This window comes from Lysinibacillus sp. FSL P4-0201, from assembly GCF_038593425.1.
Classification (GTDB): domain Bacteria; phylum Bacillota; class Bacilli; order Bacillales_A; family Planococcaceae; genus Lysinibacillus; species Lysinibacillus capsici.
On sequence record NZ_CP151995.1, the window covers coordinates 787,740 to 812,895 of the forward strand.

Below are 25,156 nucleotides of genomic sequence, written 5' to 3' on the forward strand. Positions count from 1 at the left end.
AGCTTTCTATGAGTTTGTACTACGCAAGCGTGTAGTCCTTTGATACAATAAATTCATAGTATTCAAGATAGAAATGGCGGGTGTTCGTATGGTTAGTGAGATATTAATAGAAATTGTAACAGCGATTGGCCGCTTTTTACTCAACCCATTACTGTATATAGTCATATTATTTGCTATTATTTTAGGTTATCGTCGAGTAAAACAGGAGCGTAAATATTTTAATAGACGTATTATTTGGGGCTGGACGGAGCTAATCGGACAATGGAAAGATGGGTGGCTCTATGCACTAATTATTTCTATCATTAGTATTGGAGCAGGTCTAACTGTCCCAAAGGAATTTTTAATCATTTTAACGGCAGTTTCTATAGTAGCACTTATCTTGTTTGTCATGAATGCAATGTCGCCTATTTTGACAATGGGGATTGCCACACTTGCCATATGGGGTATGTCCTATTACAATTGGTCATTTTCCTGGTGGAAAATTTCAGTAGAGGATGTCCATTTAGAGAGTGGCGCAATTGTGACAATTACCATTCTTGCGGGCCTTTGTGTTATTGCAGAAGGGCTATTAATTCGACGTATGGCGATGAAGGTTACAACACCTTGTATTGAGAAAACGAAGCGGGGTATGCAGGCAATTGTCTATCGGTCAAAAAATGTATGGGTATTACCTATTTTCTTTGTTATTCCTGGTGATGCGATCTCGGCTATATTCCCATATTGGCCACAGTTTACGTTAGGTCATAATAGCTTTGCACTTGTGTTATTTCCACTTGTCATTGGCTTTACTAAACTGACAAGAAAGGAATTACCAGCTTATATGTATCCAAAAATTGGCCGACCTGTCTTTTTACTAGGACTGCTTATTTTAATAGGAGGATTGGCTGCATATTTTGAGCCAGTGATCGGCTTCATTACACTTGCTGTTGGTGTAATTATCCGCATTATAATTGCTATCTACTTTGTACAACAGGAAAAAACAGATCATTATGCAGTTGCGCCAAGTACGAAGGGTGCTATTATTGCAGCCGTTCTTCCTGATTCACCTGCTGAGAAGATGGGCTTACTTGCAGGAGAATGTATCCGCAAAGTAAATGGTGTGTCAATTTTTACAGAAAATGAGTTATATGAAGCACTGCAATTAAATGCAGCTCATTGTCGTCTAGAGGTTTTAGACCGAAACAATGAATTACGTTTAACACAACATGTGATTTATAGCAATGATCATTACCGTATTGGATTATTATTAGCTGAGCCGAGGGAAGTATAATGGACGTTTTTGGGAAAATGATGCTAGCATTATTCATACCAGCTTTATTGGTATTACTATTCACTAGAATTACCTATAACCGCTATGTTGCATTATTATTAGCCATTGCACTTATTGCTGCCTCTGTATATGCAGGCTATACATCCCCACCTATTATTTTCGTTATCGATGCATTTTCATTAACAGTAGGCTTTTGGCTAGCAAGTAAAATGAATAAATAAGGAAAGGTCAGTCCAGGCAATAGGACTGACCTTTTTACATGAAAAATCGCACTGCTGCCATAATGATTACTCCTGCAACTACTGTAATCGATAAGCTTTTTGTGACAAGGGCAATAATAAGAGTAGGAACAAATGTAATAAAGACTGGCCAATCAAGTGTCACTACTTTGCCGCTTTCAGTATCTATTAAATTTTCAATGACAAGAGCACTTAATATACAAACAGGAATAAAACTAAGCCATTTTAGCACAACATCAGGTAGTGTTACACTACGCACAAAAATAAATGGAATCACACGCGGTAGCCATGTTACAAGTGCGCAGCCGATAATAAGCCAGACCATATAAGAAGTTGTTGTCATTTATCTGTCACCACCCCAATTGTTGCGACAATCACGGTTGCCAGTAGCACAGCCACATGTGAAGGGACTACATAAGAAAGACCGTACATAATAACCGCCATATAGCCAATTAACTTGATATAATGCATGATTTTACTTTTACCAACACTGCTCAATTGCAAAACTAAAAGTGCAATAAACATGGCAACCAAGGCAAAATCTAAACCCCATTTTTCAGGATTTGCTACCCACTGTCCTAAAAAGGCACCCGTAACACAGGAAAGAATCCAGAAGATATAGGCTGTTATATTTAACCCATCCATCCATTTACCATATAATTTACCTGTTTGCATTTGCTTTGTGACTGCTACACCAAAGGTTTCATCCGTTAATAATGTACCAAAGCCAACATTTCTAAGCATGGAGTAGCGCGTAAAGTGAGGTGCTAATGTTAAACTCATTAATAAATGGCGTAGATTCACTACGAAAATGGTTACAATGATAGCAGAGGCAGGGCTACTTGTTAAAAGAAGTGCACAAAAAATAAATTGTGCAGAACCTGCGTAAATCAGTATCGTTAATAGCGCGATTTCAAGGACAGATAACCCTGAAGCGGAACCTACAACCCCAAATGCAAGTCCTATACTAATATAACCGAGTAATGTAGGCACGCAATCTTTCACGCCTTGTAAAAAACTGTCATTGGAAGAGCTTGTTGTGTCATCATGTTGAAGCTCTGTTGTACTTGTCATAAATAGGTCATCCTTTCTTGATAATTTCCATGTATACTATTGATGGAATTGTTTGATAGTTCTTGATGTTTATTAAAGTATACATATGTCTGATAAAATAAACAATAGAAATTGGTGAGTAAAGATGGAACAAATGAGTCGAAATTTAGCATTTCAATTAAAGAAAATTAGACAGCAACGTCATTTAAGTCTCGATGATGTGGCCAAAGCGACAGGTGTCAGTAAAGCACAGCTTGCACAAATCGAAAAAGGGGAGGCCAATCCAACTGTTTCAACAATTTGGAAAATTGCAGCGGGTATGCGTATGTCATTCTCTTCATTATTACAGCCGCCAACTGCCCATTACATGCGTTATAGCAGTAAAGATGTACCACATGTAGATGAGGATGAGGGACGCTATCGTGTTTACTCCATAATTCCGTATAATCCAGAGCGAGGCTGGGAGTTTTATAAGGTTGAAATGGAGCCAGGGGCAGTTAGTAGGAGTGAAGCCCATACAGAAGGGGTAGAGGAAACTGTAATGGTTATTAAAGGACAAGCAGTTATTTCTGCTGGAGACATGCATGAATTACTAGATGAAGGGGATACACTAGTATTCTCAGGGCATCAACCCCATGAATATCGCAATACTTCAGAAGGGTTAACAATTTTTCATTTAATTTTACAGTATAAATAGAGGTGTCGATATTGAATGAATGGTTTACTGTAGAAAATATTGAACAGGTTGCGGCACAGTATCGAACGTTCGGCCCAATCATTGGTTTACTGCTCCCGTTTTTAGAGGCGTTTTTACCATTCCTACCATTAGTCGTATTCGTTGTGGCGAATGCCAGTGCATTCGGCTTATGGCTAGGATTTCTATTATCTTGGCTAGGCTCTGTAGCTGGCTCCTATGCGGTTTTCTTACTTGTGCGTCATTTTGGCAAACATCCAAGATTACAATTTTTAACAGGTAGTAAAAAAGTACAGAAGCTTATTAAATGGGTGGATATGAATGGCATCAGCCCTCTTTTTGTCCTCCTCTGCTTCCCTTTTACACCATCTGTGATTGTCAATATTGTAGCGGGATTGTCACATATCCATAAAAAATTTTACTTAATCGTTTTGCTTGCAGGAAAGTTTGTCATGATTTTAGGTATGAGTGTATTGGGCTATGATTTAAAATCGCTCTTGACAAGCCCAGTGAGATTGATAATTGCAGCTGTGGCCATTGTTATTTTATGGTGGGTTGGGAAGTTGATAGAGAAGCGTTTGAATGCCCGTGTAGAAAGAGATTTAAAGCAAGCGCGAAATTTGACGAAAAAGCAGGACCACCATGCCAGTTAAGTAAATAAACTGTAGCCTCTTTCATTATGTGAAGAGGCTGCTTTTTTGTGTAATAAATTAACCTTTTTATAGGTAGGTGAAGGTTGATAGATAGTATTTACTAGTTTTTTTCGATAGAATTTAAGATAGATGATTTATGTTGTTTTTAGTAGGCTGGGAAAACTGCTCCACCATAGATGAGAAGCGATCAATAGTCTGGAGAAGCCGCTCCAAAATAGATAAGAAGTAATCAATTCAGCGAAAGAATCGCTCAAATAAAAGTACAAATTTTTATTTCATTAAAAGAGACACCCGCAACAGCAAGTTAATGAGGAGGGGGAAAGTAAATGACATTGCGTATTGTTTCAGGACGTTCGGGAACAGGGAAATCCGCATTTATTCATCAGGAAATTGTTGAGCAATTAAAGACAGATCCATTGGGACATCCAATTTTCATTATAGTGCCTGACCAAATGTCTTATTCTACGGAATATGAGCTGACAAATAAGCATGGTTTACAAGGCTTGATTCGAGCACAGGTGATGACGTTTAAACGTTTAGCATGGTTGGTTTTACAGGAAACAGGAGGTATTGCTCGTAAAGAAGTGAATGGCTATGGGTATCGAATGCTTATACGTAAACTTTTGGAGGAACAAAAAAGCGAGTTTTCCTTATTTCGACAAGCAGCAGGAAAACGTGGCTTTACGGAGGAAATTGAAACCCTTTTAAGAGAATTTAGTCGCTATAGCGTCAATAGCTCAGTCTTGGCAGAGGTAACGGAATCGTTAAAGGCAATAGATGCACCTAATACATTGCAGGCGAAAGCGAATGATTTACATGTCGTTTTGCAGGCATTGGAGGAACGACTTGGTACGACCTATGTTGACAGCGAGGGCTATTATCCGATTTTAACGGAGCAACTGAAGTATGCAGAAACGATGAAGCAAGCGACCATCTATATTGATGGTTTCACCGCCTTCACTGTGCGAGAGTTAGAACTGGTTCGTGAATTGTTAAAGGTGACGAAGCAAGTAACTGTCGTCCTTCCCTTTGATCATATGGATGAAGCCTTTGATGAACAAGCTTTATTCCATGAAGCAGCGTTAACGAATCAACGTCTTCATGATATAGCAAAAGAAGAGGGCATTGATGTTGAATTACCATTACATTTTTATAAGACTCAAAGATTTCATTCTAAAGATTTACAGCATGTGGAGGCAAAGTTTGCTGATTTGGAGTCTCAAACGATAAAAACTTCAGGAGATGTAACCGTGCTTGAAGCATCAAATCGTCGAGCAGAGATACATGCGATTGCCCGGGAAATAACAAAACTGACAAGAGAAGACGGTTTTCGCTATCAGGATATCGTACTTTTGTACAGACAAGCAGATCTCTACGATCCACTTATTACAAGTATTTTCCAACAATATGAAATTCCTATTTTTACAAATACAAAAAAGACAATGCTACATCATCCATTAATAGAGCTAAGTCGTTCAGCCTTGGAGGTTATGACCTCTAATTGGAAATATGAGCCAGTTTTTCGTAGTGTCAAAACCGATTTGTTTTTCCCATTACAAGCTGAGCTAACAATTTGGCGTGAGCGAGCAGATCGATTAGAAAATTATTGCTTGGCACAAGGCATCTATGGTGAACGATGGTTTGAGGAGGCACGTTGGTTTTATAAAAAATATCGAGGTCTAGAATTCCATTCGCGTGTACAAACAGATGAAGAGCGTGCAATGCAGGCAGAAATCGAGGCCATTCGGGATGAAATTCGCCAACCTCTAAAACTTTTACAAGACAAGCTTGATAGCGCCAAGAATGGCAGAGATATTGCGACTGCTTTATTTGAACTTATAGAGTCATTACAGGTATATGATAAACTGCAAGCCATGAAAGATCGTGAGCTAGAGCGAGGTGACGCATTAGCTGCAAGTGAACATGAACAAGCTTGGAATGAATGGATTGCTGTTCTTGACCAATTCGTTTATATGTTTGGAGAGCAGGAGATGTCTGTAGAGCAAGCAGCCAAAATTCTTGATGAAGGCTTTGATACATTAGAATTTTCAAGAATTCCGCCAACCCTTGATGAAGTAATGGTGGCTACTGTTGATTTAGCTCGTTTATCCAATATCAAAGTCGCTTTTGTAATAGGAATGAATGATGGTGTTTATCCAACTCGGATGGAGTATGAGGGCTTGTTGTCAGATATCGAACGTGAATGGTTTAGTCAAATTGGCTATGAGCTTGCTCCTACCTCTACTAATCGTTTATTACAGGAAAATTTCTTGTTCTATCGCGCTATTACAACGCCATCTAACAAATTGTATATGACCTATCCTACGGCGGATGAGGAAGGCAAGGCACTTCTAGCCTCACTTTATATTAAGAAAATAATAGGAAATGACAAAAAGGCTGGCTTATTAAGTGGTGTTTCGATAGAACGAGTGGTAGTCGATCCGATTGAATTACTAGATGGGGATGTTTTACCATATTTACGCCATCCAAGGACTGCATTGGCACATCTAATGGTACAGCTACGTCAAGCTGAACATAGCCGTGAACTAGCGCCAGAATGGCTAGCTTTACAAAGATTTTATAAACAAGATCCGTATTGGGCACTCATTTTCGACCGCGTACTTTATCCAATTACCCATAAAAATGAGGCTGAGCCACTTGAAACCTATATTACACAGGAATTATATGGTCAGAAGCTAACATCCAGTGTGTCGCGAATTGAGAAATACTTCAGATGTCCTTTTTCTCATTTCACTACGTATGGCCTACGTCTTGAAGAACGAGCTGAGTATCGTCTAGAAACGTTTGCAATGGGTGACTTATTCCATGAGGCATTAAAGTGGATTACAGAGGAAACACATCGTCAGCAATTATCTTGGATTCGTTTAACAACAAGGCAAATTAAACAATTAGCACGTCAAGCAGTAGAACAAATTGTTCCAGTTTTTTCCCATCAAATCCTATTATCCAGTGCCCGCTATCGCTATATTCAGCGTAAGCTAATTCGAATTGTTGAGCGTACAATGACAGCACTGACACAGCATGCAAATGTATCACACTTCAAACCAATTGCAATTGAGGCATCGTTTGGTCCTGGACAACATGAACAGCTACCACCATTAGAGATTGATTTGACTGGTGGTAAGAAAATGTTTATGCGTGGACGTATTGATAGAGTGGATAGTGCAACGATAGATGACCGCTCTTATTTGCGGATTGTCGACTATAAATCCTCAGCTCGTGACCTTGATTTAAATGAGGTTTATTACGGATTATCCTTACAGGTCCTAACGTATTTAGATGTGGCAATGGAAAATAGTTCTTACTGGCTCTCAGGTGAAGCAGAGCCAGCAGGGGTACTGTATGTCCATGTTCATAATCCGATGCTGAAGCTGGATAAAGATTTGACGGACAGTGAAATAGAAGAGGATCGTTTAAAGCAGTATAAAATGAAAGGTTTGCTATCTGAAAATGCTGAAGCGATTTTATCGATGGACGAGCAATTGGAGGAAAGTAGCGGACATTCAAAAATCATTCCTGTCTATATGAAAAAAGATGGGACACCGTCTGAGTCACAATCGCGTATAGTTCCTGTCAATGATATGAAAAAGTTGCAGCATTTTGTTCGTCGTAAACATCAGGAGGCAGGGAATGGTATCTTATCTGGTGATACGGCCATTAGCCCCTATAAATTAAAAGCCAAAACGGCATGTGATTATTGTCAATTTGCTGCGGTTTGCCAATTTGATCCATCAGATGGTAAACAAAACTATCGTCAATTAATGCAAGCAAAGCCGAATGATATTGTCGATAAAATTCGGAAGGAGATAGAATAGCATGGTACAAACAATTCCTGTTAAGCCAGTAGATGTCACATGGACAGACGATCAGTGGAAGGCCATTTATGCTAGCGGTCAAGATACACTCGTTTCGGCTGCAGCAGGGTCGGGGAAAACAGCGGTTCTGATCAATCGTATGATTGAAAAAGTCATTGCTACTGAAAACCCGATCAATGTAGATGAACTATTGGTAGTGACCTTTACAAATGCCTCAGCCGCTGAAATGCGCCATCGTATGTCTGAGGCATTAGAAAAGGCGATAGCAGAAAATCCAACATCTAATCATTTAAGACGGCAGCTAAGTCTTGTGAATAAAGCACAAATTTCTACGCTACATTCATTCTGTTTAGCAATTGTGAAGCAATATGCGTACTTACTTGATATAGACCCAGGCTTCCGTATTGCCAATGAAGCAGAAATAGCATTATTGCGAGATGATGTTTTAGCAGAAGTTTTAGAAGATGCATACGATGCTGAGGATGAGGCTCACGTACAAGCCATCTATCGTCTTGTCGATAGCTTTACCTCAGATCGTGATGATCAAGCCATCGAAACGCTGATTAGTAAACTTTATGATACCTCTCGTGTCCATGCAGAGCCTCAAAAATGGCTTTGGAGCCTGCCGAAAGCATATGAATTAGCTGAGGAAGTGACAATCGATGATTTAGAGCTATCTCAATACGTCAAATTAACCGTACGTCATAGCCTGGAAGAGGCTTTTATGCTAATTTCTGAAATGCGCACAATTACATTACAACCAGATGGACCTGCACCCTATGCAGAAACGGCAGAGGTAGATTTTGCTATGATTCAGGAAGGGATACGCATTAGTCAAAGTGGGACATGGCAGGAGCTATTTGATTATTTTGCAACGGTTAAATGGTCTACCTTAAAGCGGGTATCGAAGGATGCACTGGTTAATGTAGAGCTACAGGAGCTTGCGAAGAAAAAACGAGAAGCAGCCAAAAAAATGATGAATAAAATCAAGGAGACATATTTTGTTCGTACGCCTGCACGGCTACTTGAGGAAATAAGGTTAATGGCACCGACCATTACTACGCTAGTTGACTTGACCACTACATTTAGTGAACAATTTCGACTAGCCAAGTTAGAACGGGGAATCATTGACTTTTCAGATTTAGAGCATTATGCACTTCAAATTTTAACGGTAGAGATAGATGGTGCACTTCATCCATCACCGGTTGCACTAGATATGAAAAAGCGTTTTAAAGAAGTACTTGTGGATGAATATCAGGATACCAATATGCTACAGGAAACCATCTTACAGCTTGTTAAAACGGGTGAAGAACAAGATGGCAACCTTTTTATGGTTGGGGATGTTAAACAAAGTATATACCGTTTCCGATTAGCTGAGCCAAAGCTTTTTATGAGAAAATATAGTGAATACTTGGAGTCACCTGATGTAACGGGGATGCGAATTGATTTAAACGCTAACTTCCGAAGTCGAAAAGAAGTATTAAATGCTACAAACTATGTTTTTGCACAAATTATGGGTGAGCGTGTCGGTGAGATTTCGTATGATGACAATGCGTCACTAAAGCCTGCTGCGCCCTATGATGATAAAGAAATACCTGTTGAGCTGGTCGTATTGCATCCACCACAGGAAGAGGAAACACCAGAAGAACTGGAAGAACTAAGCAATGAGGCAACGGAGCTAGAGGAATTAAAAAAATCACAATACGAGGCACGATTTATTATCGATCGTATACGTCAAATGATGGAAGATGGAACAACCGTATACGATACAAAAACAAAAACAGAGCGACCATTAAAGTATAGTGATATTGTGATTTTAATGCGCTCGATGACATGGTCAACAGACTTAGTAGAGGAATTTAAGCTGGCAGGGATTCCACTCTATGCAGAATCATCTAAAGGCTATTTTGACGCACTCGAAGTAATGATTATGTTAAATGTCCTGAAGGTAGTCGATAATCCCTATCAGGATATCCCCTTAGCCTCTGTACTGCGCGCACCGTTTGTTGGTTTAACGGAAAATGAGCTGGCGAAAATTCGTTTAGCCGATCAAAAGGTACCTTTTTATGATGCTTTACGACAATTTATTCGTAGTGAAGGACATGGTGTGCAAACCACTACATTTGAGAAGTTGCAACGCTTTATGCTAGCCTTTGAAAATTGGCGTGATTTAGCACGTCGTGGATCATTATCAGATTTAATTTGGAAAATTTATTTAGATACACATTATTATGAAATGGTTGGGGCAATGCCGAATGGCAAACAGCGTCAAGCAAATCTACGCGTATTACATGATCGTGCATTAATGTATGAAAAAACAGCATTTCGTGGGCTATTCCGTTTTTTACGCTTTATTGATCGTATGCGTACGCGTGGCGATGATTTAGGTACGGCCAAATCAATTGGCGAAAAGGATGATGTAGTACGTCTGGTGACAATACACTCTTCCAAGGGGTTAGAATATCCAGTCGTCTTTGTGGCAGGAATGGGACGTCCGTTTAATAAAATGGATTTTCATCAACCCTATTTGTTTGATCAAGATTTTGGACTAGCTGTTAAGGCCATTGATCCCGAAAATCGTATCACCTATACATCGTTACCGTTTTTAGCATTGAAGGAGAAAAAAGAACTGGAGATGCGTGCAGAAGAAATGCGTGTCTTATATGTTGCGATGACTCGTGCGAAGGAGCGTTTGATTTTAGTAGGCTCAGTGAAGAACTGGGAGAAAACACGCGACAACTGGCAGGACGCACAAAGTTTACCAATGGATGCACCGCTTCAAGAATATTTACGTGCAAGAGCTAACAGCTATTTGGACTGGGTTGGCCCAGCAGTAGCAAGACATGCAGATTTTGCAGTAGTAGCAAGCACATCTTATAAAGAAGTGGAGGATCAATCACATTGGTGGGTTCAAGCCATCGATACAAAGCATTATTCATATGAGATAGAGGCGATGGGCGATGAAGTACAGCAAGTGCTTGCGATGCAAGAGGATGAGGACTTGCTGGCTGAAATCACTACCCGCTTTCAAGCGCAGTATGTCTATCAAAAATCTACAAGAAAGCGCTCCAAAACATCTGTTAGTGAAATAAAGCGATTAGAAAATTTACAGCGCCAGGAGGAACCTGAATTTTATTTTGCCTCTCCTATCACGCAAAAGGCTTCGTCCATTGCACCTCGACCCGCTTTTTTACAGGAGCAACAGCTAACTGGTGCTGAAATTGGTACAGCTGTGCACACAGTGATGCAGCATGTTCCTCAATATGGCTTTAGTCATATCGATGCTGTAAGGGACTTTGTGGAGGATTTAGTGGCAAGACAGCTTTTAACAGAGGCGGAGGGCAAAGTAGTTCCGCAAGCGAAAATTTATCGTTTTTTTGAGACAGAAATAGGGCAACGCTTTCAACGCGCAAGGCAGATACGTAGAGAAATGCCGTTTACAATTAGTAGAATCGATGAAGATGGTGATGCTCAAATTGTGCAAGGGATCATTGACTGCCTATTTGAGGATGAATACGGTAATTGGGTCTTGTTGGATTATAAAACGGATCGTATACAATCTCATTTTGCGCAGGAGCCAGCCTTGTCAAAGGAAATACTAGGTCGTTATGCCGTACAGCTTCGTGTTTATAGCGAAGCCATTGAATCCATCTTACACATCAAGGTGAACGATAAAGTATTATTTTTATTCGATAATGAACAGACCATACACGCATAAAGAACTTGTTACGGGCAAAGTGGGGCAAAGTTTTTTCTTGCCCTGCTTTCACCATAGCTGCTAGTAAAGAGGAGGCTATTTTGTGGAGTTAAAACCAACAATGTTGCAGGAACGAATAGCAACATTAGATATTTTACGAGGTATTAGTTTAGTAGGTATCTTACTTGTAAATATGTATACCTTTTATTTGCCAATGCCGCATATTGATTTGGCATCATGGTTTACAACCCCATCAGATATTGTTTGGCAGAAAAATATAGATATTTATGTGCAAGGCAGCTTTTACCCGCTTTTTGCCATGCTATTTGGTTATGGGCTAGCCATGCAGTGGCAAAAGGCTCAAAGTCGTCAACAAAACTTTTATACGCTAGGGCTTCGTAGACTGTCCATTCTGTTTGCTTTTGGTTTTATCCATGCTGTGCTAATTTGGTGGGGCGACATATTAATGATGTATGCATTTTGTGGCGTTTTCTTAGTGCTTTTACTACGATTGAGTCCCATCTGGCTATTAGCGAGTGCTTTGATTATTAATGGCTTGATGCAAGCTTTTATGCTCTTTGTAGTAGGGATTGTAAATTTTAATACAAAAGTAGATGATTACTTAGATATCGTTTCAGTAGAGAAGGCCATCACGGCTTATGGGACAGGAAACTGGGTAGATGCCTTTTTGCAACGCTTAACAGATTTATCAACGCAGGCAGGCATCGAGATGTGGTTTGTCGCACTGTTCACGATTTTACCGTATATGTTAATAGGGGCCGCTGCCTCTAAATGGCATTTAGTAGAACGGGCTAAAGAATTGAAGTGGCTCTGGCTGACGTTTGCAATTGCTGGATTGGTCATCGGTATTGGTATAAAAAGCTTATCTATTATGTTTACAAGAACATATTTACTAGATTATTTAAAGGTATACATAGGGGGCCCAGTTCTATCGGTGGGCTATATTGGGGTCATTGTGTTACTCTGCTTAGTGCCAATAATGCCAAAACTACTTAGTCCTTTTGCTAAAATCGGACGCATGTCATTAACGATGTATATTCTTCAATCTATTATAGGTACTTGTTTATTCTACCAATTTGGCTTTGGCTGGTATGGTAAAGTAAGTGTAGAAACAGGGGTATTAATTGCTGTCGGCATTATTGTTGTGCAAATGATCATAGCAGAAATCTGGTTATCTAAGTGGAAACAAGGACCGTTAGAAACAATATGGCGTAAATTAACATATAAGCAAAAAGTAGAAGTGCGTTAATATATTCCTCTTCACATGCATATTTTATGAAGATATAACAACTTATAAAAATGTTGTCGCAAAAATGAGGTAATTTCTATCATATTGTTGTATTATGTAGAAAAAAGAAGGAGCTCTTTCAATCATGAAAATTTTATCATTCAAATTAGGTGGACATGTAAGCTTTGGACCAAAAGTAAAAAAAGAAGAAGCGGTATGGGATGTACTCGCTATTCAAAGTGAACTTCAAGTTCTCCCTTCTTTTTCAAGTTCAATCGTGGATGGCATTGCTTTAGGCTTTGATTTTGTGGAACAGATTCGTAAATTAGTAGAAGCAGCAGAAAAATCAGATAATGCTAATAGTTTTAAACGTGAATTTACAGAGATCGAATGGCTTTCACCAATTCCACGTACACCTAAAAATATTATGTGTATTGGTAAAAACTATGATGAACATGCAAAGGAAATGGGTGCAGAGGCAGCACCAACGGATTTAATGGTATTCACAAAATCACCAACTGCAATTGCTGCAGATGGACAAACAATTTCCATACATGCAGATCTTTCTTCAAAAATGGATTATGAAGGTGAGCTAGCTATCGTTATTGGTAAACGAGGCAAAAACATTCCTAAAAACTTAGCGTTTGATTATGTATTTGGTTATACTATTGCCAATGATGTAACAGCTCGTGATTTACAAGAGAAACATAAACAATTCTTCTTGGGTAAAAGCTTGGACGGTACTTGCCCTCTTGGACCATACCTTGTGACAAAGGATGAGATCCCAAATCCACAAGACTTAACAGTAGTGACAAAGGTCAATGATGAAGTACGTCAAAATGGCTCTACGAAAGATATGATGTTCTCTGTTGAAACGTTAGTATCCATCCTATCTCAGCATGTAACATTAGAGCCAGGAGATGTGATTTTAACAGGTACGCCAGCTGGTGTTGGCAAAGGGATGAACCCGCCACAATTCTTAAAAGCTGGAGATACAGTAAAAGTGTCTATTCAAGGAATTGGTACTTTAGTCAACCATTTTGAATAATGATGATATCAATCCGCGTGAGTCTATACTCCGCGGATTTTTTACTGCTTTAAGGCATAGTAACAGATGTAAAAACTATGACATGCAAGGATTCCAAGTTTTAAATGATGTAAATTATGTGAACACTATTGTAATATTTGAAACCCTTTCCATCGCATGGTAGGATAGAGTTTGATAGAAAAAGAATGAGGGGGACAAACATGAGTTTTTTAACTAGCCAAACGCATTTGCATATTACTACGTGGGTAGTAGGTATTGTCATCTTTTTAATTGCGGCACTAATGGGCAAGCAATCAAAAGGCATACATATGACATTACGTCTGTTTTATGTACTAATAATCATCACAGGTGGGGCATTATTTATCGAGGCAATGGACTATGGTAAAGGTATGCTTTACGGATTTAAGTTCTTAGGTGGCATACTTGTAATTGGCATGATGGAAATGGTATTAGTACGTCAAAAGAAAAATAAACCAACAGCTATGTTTTGGATTTTATTTGCAGTATTCCTATTAATCACTTTGTTCCTAGGATTTAAACTGCCAATGGGTCAAGATTTCTTAGCATAATGATTTAAAAGTCGTGAAGTAGTTGCTTCACGGCTTTTATTTTGTAAACGAAAACGGAAGACGGAATTGACACCTTTTTGTCGTAATTCATTTCGCTTTTACGCAAAATCTTTGGAAAAGATAGCGACGTGACAGAGTTATTTGGTAAAATGACGTTGATTGGTTTGAAAGAGAGGGAATAACAGTGAAATTTAAGAAGTGGATAAGTGCGACGGCTGCATCACTTTTATTAGCAACTTCATTAGTAAGTACTATACCAGTAGCACATGCGGATGAATCAGCGACTAGAACAATAGCAGAAGAAAGCATCTATGATTTACTCGTTGACCGTTTCTTTAATGGCTCGGGCACAAACGATTTTGATACAAATACGCAGGACCCTTCGAAATTTGCGGGGGGCGATTTTACAGGTTTACAGGATAAACTGAAATTTATCGGTGAGATGGGCTATACAATTGTTTCCATTGGGCCTATTTTTTCTACAGAGAAGTATGATGGATCAATGCCCACAAGCTATACTACAATAGAACGTCATTTTGGAACAACGGAAGAATTCCAAAGTACTGTAGAGGCCTACAAAGCTAAAAATATGTCCATTATGGTGGATTTTCCACTTACAAATGTGAGTCCAAATCATGAGTGGGCAAAGGATGCATCGAAAGCGGATTGGATTGCATCTACCAATAATGGACAAGTACAGTGGGATTTATCGAATAAGGATGTGCAAGAAGCACTTATTCAAGCAGTAACTGAATTTGTTTCTACATATGACATCGGTGGTATTCGTTTAACAAATATCGCAGGGGCTGATACAGCGTTTATCAATGCAGTAATAGCTGCATTAAAAGAGACAAAAACATCACTTTATGTGATAGCAAATGAAGAAAGCGATGCTGACTTTGATGCAACTTTCTCACCTGTAACGGCAGATATCTATCGTAATATATTTAAAAACGTGGATATGGATTCTTCTAAATTAATGGAACCCTTCGCAGGAGAAAAACCGACACAAATTATGGTGGATTCACTTGAAACTCATCGTTTTACATTTGACTCTGCTAATGAAAATATGTTCCCACCTACCCGCTTAAAAATGGCGATGGGTGCTTTATTTATGCTACCAGGAATTCCTGTCGTACAATACGGGACAGAAATTGCTATGAATGGGGAAGCAAAACCAGATACACACCAGCTTTATAACTTTAAAACAGACGAGGAACTGATAGATTATATTAAAAATGTTCAATCTTTACGTAATCAATCAGCTACTTTACGTAATGGTGATTTTGAAGTCATTACAAATGAAAATGGCCTTCTTGTCTTTACACGTTCTTCTGACGAAGAAAAGTGGGTAATCATGGTTAATAATACTGGTAAAACACAACGCGTCGACTTAACACCTGAACAACTTGGTGAAGGGAAAATGCTGAACGGTATTTTACATGAGGAAAAAGTTCGCATAAATGAAAAAGAAGTCTATCCTGTTATTTTAGACCGAGAAATGGTTGAAATTTATCAAGTTCGCAATGATGAAGGCTTAAACACTCCTTATATGGTGGCTCTTGGCTTAGTATGGGTGATCTTTATTGGCTTTGTTGTCATCATCATTAAACGAGGGAAAGTTCGTCGTCAGGAGCAAGACGTCCAATAATAATAACACGACAAAAAAGCATGCCAGGAGCCATCCTAGCATGCTTTTTATTAGCCTTCAAAGCTTTTATTTGTGAAGAAAATTGCAATAGTCCCAGGTCCGACATGTGAGCCGATCGCGGAACCTATCATGGTAATTTGCACAGCTTGAGGTGAAAAACGCTCCTGGATAGAGGCTTTTGCTTCATTCGCAAAGGCAGCGTCGTCACTATGGCTAATACCTACGATTTTATTTGTAAAGCTGCCACCACGCTCCTGCATTAAATCTAACATACGATTAAGTGCTTTTTTTCGACCGCGTGACTTTTCAATCGGTACAAGTTTGCCATCTTCTACATTTAAAATAGGCTTAATACTAAGAAGGCCACCTAAAAATGCACTAGCTTTTGATACACGACCACCTTTTGCAAGGTAATCTAAGTCTTCTACAGTAAATAAATGCTCGACCTGAGGTGCAAGGGTGTTTATTTTAGAGGCCATGTCTTCTAAGGATACTCCTATATTTCGCAGTCGTACAGCTTCTTCCACGACAAGGCCATGGCCTAGTGATGCGCATTTAGAGTCGATAATGACTAGTTTTAAGGAAGGATACTGCTCAAGTACCTGATTGCGAATCATTTGAGCAGTACTATATGTGCCTGATAATTCTGATGAAAAAGCGATATAAATACCTTCTTCATCATTTTTGGCTAGCTCCTCAAAATGCTTCAAAAAGAGCTCAGGTGACACTTGTGATGTTTTTGGCTGAGCACCTTGGCGTATTGCATCATAGATCTCTTTGGAATCAATTGAAATCACATCTTCATATTCTTTGTTGTTCAATTGCACTCGTAAAGGGAGTAGCACGACATCATTTTCTTCATAGTAAGATTTTGGTAGATCACATCCACTATCCGTAAAAATCTTCATTCTCTTGTCCCCCTAATTTCAACTTACTTTTAAAGCTTTTTAACTTTATTCAGTAGATACTCACTTTAGATAAATGGAAGGGGTACCACTGAATAAAGTTAAACTGGTAAAAATGGAATGTTAACTTGAACTTACTACTTAACTATGATAATTTCAAGCGTTCAATGAGTATTTTTGCAATTCCATCATCATTATTCGTTGTCGTAATTTCATTGGCAATGTTTTTAAGACTTGAAATACCGTTCCCCATCGCTACACCAAGTCCAGCATATTCGATCATTTCTAAATCATTGTCTTCATCACCAAATGCGATGATGCGCTCACGAGGAATACCTAAATCTTTTGCCACATGTGCAATACCCACAGCTTTATTTAAGCCGCGACGCACAATTTCAATAATATGAAGTGGCGCGCCCCATCGACGATGTTCAATGACTTCTGCGTGCACAGCCTGCAAATGATCACGTATAATAACTGAATTCGCTTCATTTGCCTGAATTAATAAACTTGTGGGATTATCCAGGAGGTGTGTGTATAAATCCCCAAGTGTAATTTTTGGATTACCCATATTAAAAATATTTAAAATACGATCGTCTTCTGTGTGGACATAAATATCATCTTTTACCTCAGCGATAATATTTTCGTATTCATAACTGTTAATAGAATCAACAACATCATGTACGACACTTAAATCAATTGGTGTGTGCATATGTTGCCAAGAGACATTTTTAGGATGATGCACATATGCGCCATTAAAATTAACAATGGGTGTAGTGAGCCCAAGTTCATGATAATAAAGATCGCTTGCACGGTATGGACGTCCTGTCGCAATCATCACTTGATGCCCTTGTTCCTTAGCCTGCAATAATGTTTTTTTCGTTTTTGCAGAAATTTGCTGTTGATCTGTTAATAAAGTTCCATCTAAGTCTAATACGATTAAATGCGGTTTCATAGCTCGTTGCCCCTTTCCTATAGTTTGAATAGTATCTCTTTGTCTTACATTCGTCAAAATTTTGTCACAGTGAAAAAAGTTTGCTAACATAAAGATGAGAGAATAGTTGGGAGTGACAATAATGTTTGTAGAAAAAGAAGTGTGGGGAAATATTCCTTTATTACATATACATACAGACAATATGAATGAAGAAACCCCGGTAGTCATTTTTTTGCATGGCTTTATGAGTGCAAAAGAACATAACTTACACTATGCATACCAATTGGTGCATAAAGGGGTGCGTGTCCTATTGCCAGATGCAAAATTTCATGGTGAGCGTAGCGAAGGCCTAACGGAAATGCAAATGAATTTAAATTTTTGGGACATTGTTTTAAATTCTATTCATGAAGTACAACAATTATATGATGAATTAAAGAATAAAAATTTATTAGCTAGTCATAAAATTGGCATAGGAGGCACTTCAATGGGTGGCATCGTGACATCAGGCTGTCTGAAACTTTATGATTGGATACAAACAGCTGCAATATGCATGGGTGCACCTGGTTTTATAAAATTGGGTGAATACCAATTGCAACAATTTGCTAAAAGCGGAGTTAACTGGCCGATGTCAGAGGAAGACGTTGAAAAAATTAATGAAGCCCTTGCTAAATATGATGTCAGTTTAACACCAGAAAAATTCGCGGGCCGCCCTGTATTCTTTTGGCATGGAGAATTAGATAAAACAGTTCCTTTTCACGAAACGTATAAATTTTATGAAACATTACGGGAATACTATGAAGCAAACCCTGAATATTTAAAGTTCATGGTTAACAAACGGGCTGGACATGCTGTACCACGTGACGGTATGCTAGCAGCCACAGCATGGCTTGCACAGCATTTGGCATAACAGGGTGCATCTGCTATGATAAGGTTAACACTATGATGGAAGGAGAAATACGAATGGATCAGGATATGAAAGATAGCATGTTAGGTGCTTTAGAAAACGTAATTGATCCTGAGCTTGGCATTGATATTGTCAACTTAGGTTTAGTATATGATGTGGAATTAGATGATGAAGGTGTTGCAACTGTTACGATGACGCTAACATCTATGGGCTGCCCACTTGGTCCAGTCATTGTGGATCAAGTGAATACTGCGTTAGGTGAACTTCCAGAAGTGAAAAGTACAAATGTTAATATTGTATGGAATCCACCTTGGTCGAAAGATAAAATGTCACGCTATGCCAAAATGGCATTGGGCGTACGTTAAAATGGCTTATTTAAAACCCTGCTTATTGAAAAATAAGCAGGGTTTTTGCTTGTAACGAAACTAATCGATACGGCATATTTGTAATGGACAATTTTCACAGGCAATTTCATTTTTTAAAAATTGTAAATCATGAATGGTAATAAATCCTTTATCAAAAGTGATAATCTCATGTTTTTTTAAATCATTCAGCATACGATTAATCATTTCCCGACTTGTCGCACACAAATTTGCAATTTCTGTATTTGTTAGCTGAAAATTAATAAAAATCGAGTCATTTTCTACAGGTTTACCATACGTATTGGACAGCCGAATGAGCGTTGAAAATAGAGCACCTTTTTTACCGTTTAACACTAAATCGCGCAAACGACTCTGATGCTTTAAGTTTTCTGTTTGTAGCCACTTCATGTATTCCACCATAACTGTCGGCTGCTCTTCTAGTAAATGCTCCAAAGATTTACGACTCAAAACATACAACGTAGAGGGTTCTAAAACTTTGGCAGTCATCGAATTATAGACGAGATTACAAAATAACGAACCTTCTCCTATTATGCTGTCAGGGCCACAAATACGAATGGTTAATTCCTTACCCGTCTCGGATTCTTGGCTAATCGAAATAACACCTGATTGGATGTAATAAATTTCTTTTGCCCGTTCACCCTCTAGAAAAATTTTATTTCCTTTATTCACTTTGATAAAAACACCGTGGTTTTGAAAAAGATCTTTAATTTTTTCAAACATATTATCCATTAAAACCATATCTCCAACACATCGCTTTCTTTTTGTAATAAATGGCGATTATTACAAAAGGATAGTGGATTTCGATACTAAAACATAGAAACATACCATTATTATAACGTAAACTTCCATAATAAGTGAAAAAATTTTAGGGCGATTTCTTTGCTAAGCATTGTCGAGTGATGTAAAATAAAGTTAGTCAAAAAAGGTCAAACTTTTTTTCTAATGAATAAGAATGGGTATATAAATAATGAGAAATATGAATAAAAGGAGTGCTAGCTATGCAATTTCAACAAACAGACAATAAAAAACCATTAGAACAATTTGGACGCAATTTAATTGAAGAAGTAAAAAACGGCAAGATGGATCCTGTTATCGGGCGTGATGAAGAAATTCGAAATGTAATTCGTATTCTAACACGTAAAACAAAAAATAATCCTGTATTAATCGGTGAACCGGGAGTTGGTAAAACCGCAATTGTGGAAGGTTTAGCACAGCGTATTGTTAAAGGTGATGTACCAGAAGGCTTGAAAGAATGTGTATTATATGAATTAGATATGAGTGCGTTAATCGCTGGTGCAAGTTATCGTGGACAATTTGAAGAACGCTTAAAAGGTGTGCTAAAAGAAGTAAAAGAATCAGAAGGACAAATCATTCTATTTATTGATGAAATTCATACGATCGTAGGTGCAGGAAAAACAGATGGCGCTATGGATGCAGGAAATATGCTAAAACCTATGCTAGCACGTGGTGAATTACACTGTATTGGTGCTACTACCTTAGACGAATATCGTATGTACATTGAAAAGGATCCTGCCTTAGAACGTCGATTCCAGCAAGTACTAGTACGTGAGCCATCTATAGAGGATACGGTATCCATTTTACGTGGTTTAAAGGAACGCTTTGAATTACATCACGCAGTACGTATTCATGACAGAGCAATTGTTGCGGCAGCAGAACTATCCAATCGCTATATTACAGAACGATTTTTACCTGATAAGGCCATTGATTTAATTGATGAGGCTTGTGCAATGATTCGTACAGAAATTGATTCAATGCCACAGGAATTAGACGCAGTCACACGTCGTATTATGCAGCTTGAAATTGAGGAACAGGCATTGCGTAAGGAAAAGGACGAGGCAAGTAAAAAACGTCTGGAGCAATTACGCGAAGAATTAACTAAGTTAAAAGAATCATCTAAGGGCATGCGACAACAATGGGAAGCAGAAAAAGAAAAACTACACGATATTCAGAAAAAACGTGAAACATTGGATAAATATCGTCGTGATCTAGATGAGGCAGAAAGTAAATATGATCTAAATAAAGCTGCTGAATTACGTCATGGTAAAATTCCAACACTTGAAAAAGACATTCAGGTACTTGAAAAGGAATTAGAGAACGGTGCAGAATCTCGTATTTTACGTGAAGAGGTAACAGCAGATGAAATCGCTGCAATTGTTTCACGTTGGACAGGAATCCCTGTAACAAAATTAGTAGAGGGTGAGCGTGAAAAACTATTACGTTTAAAGGATACATTACATGAACGTGTGGTTGGACAAGATACAGCAGTTCAATTAGTGACAGAAGCGGTATGGCGTGCACGTGCAGGTATCAAAGATCCACACCGACCTATTGGTAGCTTTTTATTTTTAGGTCCAACTGGTGTAGGTAAAACAGAACTTGCCAAGGCACTTGCTGCACAGTTATTTGATTCAGAAGATCACTTTATTCGGATTGATATGAGTGAATACATGGAGAAACATAGTGTGTCTCGACTTGTTGGGGCTCCTCCAGGCTATGTGGGCTATGAGGAAGGTGGACAACTAACGGAAGCAGTTCGCCGAAATCCTTATTCTGTGGTGCTACTAGACGAGATTGAAAAAGCTCATCCTGATGTGGCGAACATTTTATTGCAAATTTTAGATGATGGGCGCATTACAGATAGTCAGGGACGAATGGTGAATTTTACAAATACAGTAGTCATTTTAACTTCGAATATCGGATCAAGTTATTTAATGGAGGCAAAGGAAAATGATGCGGCTGTGGAGGACTTAGTCATGTCAGCCCTACGACAACATTTTAAACCTGAGCTATTAAACAGAATGGATGATATCATCTTCTTCCATGCATTATCTACTAAACATTTTACTGCGATTGCCTGGAAGTATGTGGAGCAATTGATTAAACGTGTCGCAGAGCAAGAAATTACTTTATCTGTCGAGCAAGAAGTCATTGATTGGGTAGTAGAGCAAGGTGCAGATGCCCAATTTGGAGCAAGACCACTAAAACGCTTTGTACAGCGACATATCGAAACAGCCGTTGCTAAAGAACTATTACGCGGAGAAGTTTTACCAGAGGAGACGTTGCATGTGAAAATGCATGAGGGTCAATGTGTTGTGGAAAAATAACAGAAAAAACCTGTTCGGCATGAAGCTGAACAGGTTTTTTCTAGCTGAATTAATGATGGTCTGCAGCTTCTGGTGTAGGGTCGTTTGGAATGATTGCTCCAATAATAAAGATAAGGATGGAGAATACAACAGAAACGATTGCCCCAGTTTTGAAATCAAATGGTACACCAAGTACAGAGCTGACTACGTAGTTTAACATAGAAACTAGTAGGAATGACCATATGAACGTTACGATATATTGCATTAATTTCACCTCAACCGAACTTTTTTCATCATAAGGTTTTACTCATATTCATTATCATATCATAACATAAATCAAAAAAAAATGAACCATTTATGTGAAACATGGCGATTTTGTCACAACAAATATGAGATTTAGTATTTTATGTTTAGTAATGTAAAGTATTTAGGAACAGCTCTGAAATAGGGGAATGCGCTCCTAAGCGGGTGAAAAGTGCTCCAAAAGGGAAGAACACCGCTCATACATGATGCAAGGTGCTTTGAAAAATAATGAACAAGCTCAACAAAGTACGATAGATAAAGCTCTAAACAGAATAACCTCATTCCATAAAATTCTTCACTTCTTTATTCAAAGAACACTACCCTCAGCCGCATAAATTTTAAATCATCTTGCGTCATTCCTTTTATATGCGTTATAATTATGACCAGTTACTAATAATTGATAGTAAGAAAGCTGAGGGGTTGCTATATGAACGCTGGTATTATAGGAATAGGCAAATATGTTCCTGAGAAGGTCGTTACAAATTTTGATTTGGAAAAAATCATGGATACTTCTGATGAATGGATTCGTACTCGAACAGGCATTGAAGAACGTCATTTTGCGGCAGATGATCAGGAAACTTCAGATTTGGCAGTAGCTGCTGCAAAAGAAGCTATTGCAAATGCGGGTATTACGCCTGAGGAAATTGGTTTAATTCTTGTAGCAACTGTCACACAGGATCAAACTTTTCCAAGTGTAGCTTGTATGATTCAGGAACAAATCGGAGCAGTAAATGCTGCAGCAATGGATCAAGCAGCAGCATGTGCAGGATTTATATATAGTTTAGTGACAGCAAAGCACTTTGTTGAGGCAAATGCTTATAAATATGTCTTAGTAGTAGGTGTTGAAAAGCTGTCGAAAGTCGTTGATTGGGAAGATCGCAATACAGCTGTATTATTTGGCGATGGTGCCAGTGCAGCTATCATTGGGCAAGTCTCTGAAGGTAGAGGTATTCTATCCTTTGAACTTGGTGCAGATGGTACAGGCGGAAAGAATCTTTATTTAACGAAGCAAGATACAATTGCGATGAATGGTCGTGAAGTGTTTAAATTTGCTGTTCGACAAATGGGTGAATCGGCTGTTAATGTATTAGAGAAAGCGGGATTAACAAAAGAAGACGTTGATTTCCTAGTGCCACATCAGGCAAATATACGTATTATGGAATCTGCACGTGAGCGTTTAGAGCTACCACCAGAAAAAATGTCAAAAACGATTCATAAATACGGAAATACTTCAGCAGCATCTATTGGTATTTCCTTGGTAGATGAGCTCGAAGCAGGTAAGATTAAAGAGGATGATTTATTAGTCCTTGTAGGTTTTGGTGGCGGCTTAACATGGGGTGCCGTAGCCATGAGATGGGGAAAATAAGTAGGAAAAATGCTTGAGGGGAGTAAGACAATGAGTAAAAGACGAGTAGTAATTACAGGAATTGGCGCAGTTACACCACTAGGAAATAGCATCGAAGAAACATGGGCAAACATTAAAGCTGGTAAATCTGGCATTGGTGAGCTGACACGTTTAAATAAAGATCTTTTTGCCGCAAAAATCGCCGCAGAAGTAAAGGACTTTGATATTGAAAAATACATTGATCGTAAAGAAGCACGTAAAATGGATCGCTTCACACAATACGCTTTAGCGGCTTCTATTATGGCAATGGAAGATGCACAGCTAACAATTGATGAAGAGCTAGCTCCACGTGCAGGTGTATGGATTGGTTCTGGTATCGGTGGGATGGAAACATATGAACAACAATTTTTAACATTCCAAGAGCGTGGCGCAAGACGTGTTAGTCCTTTCTTTATCCCAATGATGATTCCTGATATGGCATCGGGCCAAGTCTCTATTCACTTTGGTGCAAAGGGGATTAATTCTTGTTCTGTAACGGCATGTGCTTCAGGCACAAACTCTATTGGTGATGCCTTTAAAGTAATTGAGCGTGGAGATGCTGATGTTATGATTTCTGGTGGTGCTGAATCACCAATCGTAACAATGGCGGTTGCAGGTTTTTGTGCCAATACAGCACTATCATTAAATCAAGATCCACAAGCTGCATGTCGCCCATTCGATAAAAACCGAGATGGCTTTATTATCGGAGAAGGAGCGGGTATTGTCATTTTAGAAGAATATGAACATGCAAAAGCTCGTGGTGCCAAAATCTATGCTGAAGTTTTAGGTTATGGTGCAACTGGGGATGCGCATCACATTACGGCTCCAGCTCCAGAGGGTGAAGGTGCAGCACGTGCGATGACGCAAGCATTAACAGATGGTGGCGTAGAGCCATCACAAGTTGATTATATTAATGCCCATGGTACAAGTACGCCTTATAACGATTTATTCGAAACACAAGCTGTGAAAACTGCTTTTGGTGATCATGCGTATAACCTTGCAATGAGCTCAACAAAATCTATGACGGGTCACTTATTAGGAGCAGCAGGTGGTGTGGAAGCTATTTTCACAGCATTAGCCCTTAAAGAAGGGATTTTACCACCTACAATCAATTTAAAAGATCCTGATCCTGAATGTGATTTAGATTATGTTCCAAACGAAGCAAGAGAAGCAAATATTCAATATGCAATGAGTAATTCTCTTGGTTTTGGTGGTCATAATGCAAGTCTCCTATTCAAAAAATATGAAGCATAATAGATAAACATAAAAAAACGTCAGCC

General features: G+C 38.7%; 21 protein-coding genes. 15 read left to right on the plus strand and 6 right to left on the minus strand.

Translation table 11 applies throughout. The features are described 5' to 3' along the window. Positions 1–88 precede the first annotated feature (88 nt). Together MKY76_RS03745 and MKY76_RS03750 are read left to right on the plus strand one after the other, a co-directional pair. The gene (locus MKY76_RS03745; protein WP_342557442.1) at positions 89–1,270 is read left to right on the plus strand and encodes a PDZ domain-containing protein; all 1,182 of its coding nucleotides are present in this window, start codon (positions 89–91) and stop codon (positions 1,268–1,270) included. Beyond that, positions 1,270–1,491, plus strand: coding sequence for a DUF2198 family protein (locus MKY76_RS03750; protein ID WP_004227503.1), 222 nt, complete (start codon positions 1,270–1,272; stop codon positions 1,489–1,491). The genes MKY76_RS03745 and MKY76_RS03750 overlap by 1 nt, the downstream gene beginning before the upstream one ends. A gap of 34 nt (positions 1,492–1,525) precedes the next feature. Here MKY76_RS03750 and MKY76_RS03755 read toward each other — a convergent pair whose 3' ends face one another. Further along, a complete protein-coding gene (locus tag MKY76_RS03755; RefSeq protein WP_048392045.1) occupies positions 1,526–1,852 on the minus strand; it encodes an AzlD domain-containing protein in 327 nt (108 codons plus the stop codon). Continuing rightward, positions 1,849–2,583 carry an AzlC family ABC transporter permease gene (locus tag MKY76_RS03760; protein ID WP_115673846.1) on the minus strand — a complete coding sequence of 245 codons (735 nt, stop codon included), beginning with the start codon at positions 2,581–2,583 and terminating at the stop codon, positions 1,849–1,851. The genes MKY76_RS03755 and MKY76_RS03760 overlap by 4 nt, the downstream gene beginning before the upstream one ends. A 124-nt stretch (positions 2,584–2,707) precedes the next feature. On the opposite strand from MKY76_RS03760, the gene MKY76_RS03765 reads away from it, so the two are divergent. The 8 genes from MKY76_RS03765 (at position 2,708) to MKY76_RS03800 (ending at position 15,959) form a co-directional block, all read left to right on the plus strand. Continuing rightward, entirely contained in the window at positions 2,708–3,259 is a 552-nt protein-coding gene (locus MKY76_RS03765) for an XRE family transcriptional regulator (RefSeq protein WP_048392043.1), read from the plus strand. Positions 3,260–3,270: 11 nt separating this feature from the next. Beyond that, positions 3,271–3,909 carry a TVP38/TMEM64 family protein gene (locus MKY76_RS03770; RefSeq protein WP_004227497.1) on the plus strand — a complete coding sequence of 213 codons (639 nt, stop codon included), beginning with the start codon at positions 3,271–3,273 and terminating at the stop codon, positions 3,907–3,909. 326 nt (positions 3,910–4,235) lie between these two features. Beyond that, positions 4,236–7,745 (plus strand): helicase-exonuclease AddAB subunit AddB, encoded by a 3,510-nt coding sequence (gene addB, locus MKY76_RS03775; protein ID WP_342557443.1) that lies wholly within the window; start codon positions 4,236–4,238, stop codon positions 7,743–7,745. A 1-nt stretch (position 7,746) separates the two neighbouring features. Further along, on the plus strand, positions 7,747–11,463 hold the full coding sequence (addA, locus tag MKY76_RS03780; RefSeq protein WP_257961523.1) for a helicase-exonuclease AddAB subunit AddA: 3,717 nt from the start codon (positions 7,747–7,749) through the stop codon (positions 11,461–11,463). Positions 11,464–11,545: 82 nt separating this feature from the next. Next, positions 11,546–12,712 carry a DUF418 domain-containing protein gene (locus MKY76_RS03785; protein WP_048392039.1) on the plus strand — a complete coding sequence of 389 codons (1,167 nt, stop codon included), beginning with the start codon at positions 11,546–11,548 and terminating at the stop codon, positions 12,710–12,712. Positions 12,713–12,836: 124 nt separating this feature from the next. Continuing rightward, positions 12,837–13,739 carry a fumarylacetoacetate hydrolase family protein gene (locus MKY76_RS03790; protein ID WP_048392038.1) on the plus strand — a complete coding sequence of 301 codons (903 nt, stop codon included), beginning with the start codon at positions 12,837–12,839 and terminating at the stop codon, positions 13,737–13,739. Between the two features lie 200 nt (positions 13,740–13,939). Further along, on the plus strand, positions 13,940–14,308 hold the full coding sequence (locus tag MKY76_RS03795) for a YisL family protein (protein WP_342557444.1): 369 nt from the start codon (positions 13,940–13,942) through the stop codon (positions 14,306–14,308). A 184-nt stretch (positions 14,309–14,492) separates the two neighbouring features. Continuing rightward, positions 14,493–15,959, plus strand: coding sequence for an alpha-amylase family glycosyl hydrolase (locus MKY76_RS03800; protein WP_103117489.1), 1,467 nt, complete (start codon positions 14,493–14,495; stop codon positions 15,957–15,959). A gap of 50 nt (positions 15,960–16,009) precedes the next feature. Here the strand turns inward: MKY76_RS03800 and MKY76_RS03805 are convergent, their stop codons facing one another. Next, on the minus strand, positions 16,010–16,867 hold the full coding sequence (locus MKY76_RS03805; protein ID WP_036076685.1) for a DegV family protein: 858 nt from the start codon (positions 16,865–16,867) through the stop codon (positions 16,010–16,012). 142 nt (positions 16,868–17,009) lie between these two features. After that, a complete protein-coding gene (locus tag MKY76_RS03810; protein ID WP_066036276.1) occupies positions 17,010–17,819 on the minus strand; it encodes a Cof-type HAD-IIB family hydrolase in 810 nt (269 codons plus the stop codon). Positions 17,820–17,940: 121 nt separating this feature from the next. Between MKY76_RS03810 and MKY76_RS03815 the strand changes: the two genes are divergently transcribed. Both MKY76_RS03815 and MKY76_RS03820 read left to right on the plus strand, forming a co-directional pair. Continuing rightward, positions 17,941–18,705: a prolyl oligopeptidase family serine peptidase gene (locus MKY76_RS03815; RefSeq protein ID WP_066036275.1), complete on the plus strand. Its 765-nt coding sequence runs from the start codon at positions 17,941–17,943 to the stop codon at positions 18,703–18,705. A gap of 53 nt (positions 18,706–18,758) precedes the next feature. Then, positions 18,759–19,067: a metal-sulfur cluster assembly factor gene (locus tag MKY76_RS03820; protein WP_004227477.1), complete on the plus strand. Its 309-nt coding sequence runs from the start codon at positions 18,759–18,761 to the stop codon at positions 19,065–19,067. A gap of 60 nt (positions 19,068–19,127) precedes the next feature. On the opposite strand, the gene MKY76_RS03825 is transcribed toward MKY76_RS03820, so the two are convergent. Next, positions 19,128–19,814 carry a Crp/Fnr family transcriptional regulator gene (locus tag MKY76_RS03825; protein WP_342557445.1) on the minus strand — a complete coding sequence of 229 codons (687 nt, stop codon included), beginning with the start codon at positions 19,812–19,814 and terminating at the stop codon, positions 19,128–19,130. Between the two features lie 269 nt (positions 19,815–20,083). On the opposite strand from MKY76_RS03825, the gene MKY76_RS03830 reads away from it, so the two are divergent. Next, entirely contained in the window at positions 20,084–22,210 is a 2,127-nt protein-coding gene (locus tag MKY76_RS03830; RefSeq protein ID WP_342557446.1) for an AAA family ATPase, read from the plus strand. 49 nt (positions 22,211–22,259) lie between these two features. On the opposite strand, the gene MKY76_RS03835 is transcribed toward MKY76_RS03830, so the two are convergent. Continuing rightward, positions 22,260–22,454 (minus strand): YjzD family protein, encoded by a 195-nt coding sequence (locus MKY76_RS03835; protein WP_004227469.1) that lies wholly within the window; start codon positions 22,452–22,454, stop codon positions 22,260–22,262. Positions 22,455–22,919: 465 nt separating this feature from the next. Between MKY76_RS03835 and MKY76_RS03840 the strand changes: the two genes are divergently transcribed. Continuing rightward, positions 22,920–23,858 carry a beta-ketoacyl-ACP synthase III gene (locus MKY76_RS03840; RefSeq protein ID WP_048392032.1) on the plus strand — a complete coding sequence of 313 codons (939 nt, stop codon included), beginning with the start codon at positions 22,920–22,922 and terminating at the stop codon, positions 23,856–23,858. A 30-nt stretch (positions 23,859–23,888) separates the two neighbouring features. Then, positions 23,889–25,130, plus strand: coding sequence for a beta-ketoacyl-ACP synthase II (gene fabF / locus MKY76_RS03845; protein ID WP_048392031.1), 1,242 nt, complete (start codon positions 23,889–23,891; stop codon positions 25,128–25,130). Positions 25,131–25,156 lie beyond the last annotated feature (26 nt).